This is a genomic window from Bacillus canaveralius (assembly GCF_002860125.1).
GTDB classification, from domain to species: domain Bacteria; phylum Bacillota; class Bacilli; order Bacillales; family Cytobacillaceae; genus Bacillus_BJ; species Bacillus_BJ canaveralius.
This window is the reverse complement of record NZ_PGVA01000087.1, coordinates 1-1,438: the sequence shown is the minus strand read 5'-3', so window position 1 is coordinate 1,438 and position 1,438 is coordinate 1. Positions and strand designations below refer to the sequence as shown.

Genomic DNA, 1,438 nt, shown 5'->3' with positions numbered 1-1,438 from the left:
AAGTAAGCCACAAACAGCGTGACGAAAGAAACCGAACCCTGTTCAGATCCAAAGCCATGTGTGGCTCGATAATTGCCCTTGAACGTTCGGTTCAGTCTTTCAATGATTTGTTTAAGTGGTCTGAACTCCGTGGAAACTGGATCTTCGTTCGTCAGCCCAATGACCTGCTTCACATCAAACGAAATGTCGTGCTGGGCAAAAAAATGTTGGGCTAGAAGGTAAATCGGATTGCCGTCTACTACAAAGGTGAGGTCTTCAGGAATCTCTTTCATCTTGAGTAGAACCTCGTCTATCGCCAGAATGGCGGCTTGTGTATCCCGATTAGGAGACACAGGATAAGACAAAATGATCTTTTTTACGGCATCAAAAAAGAAAAATAAATAATGCCAGCGTCCATTTACCCGGATGTAGGTTTCATCACCGCAAAATTGATCAGAAAGCTCATAAGGATAATGATCCACATACGGTTTAAGCATAAGAGCCACGCTATTCTCGTAATTCAGTATACTCTGGTGTGAGATCGTTAGACCATGAACATCCTTCATGAGTGCAGCTGTTTTCCGGGCCGACAGTCCATAGTTCACATGATAGGTCAAGATCAGTCCCAGTGTATGAGGAGACACGTAAAGCCTGGATAAATCCACTTTTGGTTTCTTGGGTGAGCGCTTCGCTAACGGTTGATAATCGATGTGAAACTGACGAAAAATGTAGCGCATTTTGAATGACTGAGGATCTTTCTTAAACTGTTTTTTCTCCTTTTGAGACAATCCAATTTGTTTCTTTTGGTAATAGGGACAGTCGTTGTTTTTACACTTAAAGATCAGGAAATCTTTTCTTTCTTTAATCTTTTCTAATGTTTTAGCGCAGTGCGGACATTTCAGTACAGCTTCTTTAGAATAATGATTCTTTTGATTAAAAAGACAGGAACACACCTTGCATTGATATTGTCCTTTCTCTCCATTATTGGCATAAAGATAATCGGACGGAGCTCCACACCTTGGACAATTTATGGATTTAGAGACGATCACTTTTGAATGTGAACGCCTCTGTACAGGCTTAAGGGGTTTGCCATGCTTCTCCCTATACTCGTCGAGAAGCCTGCGATAATCAAACTTTTGAAGAGTTTCAATGATTGGAAGCTCGTCCACCTGAAGTTTCTGATAAGGCTTATTCACAGGTTTTTCAGTAGGTTTATCGAACATACTTTTTCCGATGAGGAGAGTCAGTAATGTGCGAATGATTTGATCTTGGTACTTGATAAATTCAAGCAAATAGATTATTAATTGAGAGTACAACTTGTCACTTCCGTTTCTTAGGTTGTTGGTGGTCTGGTAACCTCAATTAACCGTAAGATTTAGGGGGTGGCAAGTTTTTTGCTTATAAACCCTCTGATATCAATGTATTTGCTTGATTTATATATTTAATTTTTGACAATACG

At 40.0% G+C, this 1,438-nt stretch carries 1 protein-coding gene; it reads right to left on the bottom strand.

The features are described from left to right. Positions 1–1,295, bottom strand: a 1,295-nt coding sequence (locus CU635_RS22350; RefSeq protein WP_101579567.1) for a DDE-type integrase/transposase/recombinase, incomplete at its 3' end; no start/stop codon positions are given. Positions 1,296–1,438: the final 143 nt, after the last annotated feature.